Annotated in this window: 1 protein-coding gene; it reads left to right on the forward strand. The window is 32.1% G+C overall.

What is annotated here, in order from left to right; all coding sequences use genetic code 11:
* The coding region (locus NQ036_RS15435; protein ID WP_257060016.1) for a hypothetical protein at positions 1-452 on the forward strand (452 nt) is incomplete at its 5' end.
* Between the last annotated feature and the right edge of the window lie 28 nt (positions 453-480).

Below are 480 nucleotides of genomic sequence, written 5' to 3' on the forward strand. Positions count from 1 at the left end.
TTACTGAATATATTCTTTTCCCTTATGAAAAAAATAGTGAAAACAAACATAAAATTATTCCTGAAATCAAACTAAAAAACGAATATCCCCATGCTTATTCATATTTAAAAAAAGTAAAAGAAGAACTTAGTAAGCGGGATAATGGAAAGATTAATTCTGTCTCCTGGTATGCATTCGGTCGTGCACAAGGTCTGGACTCTTCGTTTGGAAAGAAAATAATCTTTTCTCCAATGAATCGTTTTCCTAATTTTATTCTTCATGAAAATAGGGATTCCACAGTATATTCAGGTTATTTTATCAAGTACAATGGTGATTATCAGGCATTATTATCACAATTAAATTCTCAGAGAATGGCGGATTTTATCGCTATTGCCGGACGGGATTTTCAGGGTGGTTACAAAGGCTATAACAAGAAGGTAGTAGAAAATTTTGTTATTACAGACTTAGAATAGATGTGGAAATAACTTAGTTGACTAAGCC

It is taken from the genome of Brevibacterium sp. 91QC2O2 (assembly GCF_024580695.1).
Taxonomy (GTDB): Bacteria; Actinomycetota; Actinomycetes; order Actinomycetales; family Brevibacteriaceae; genus Brevibacterium; species Brevibacterium moorei.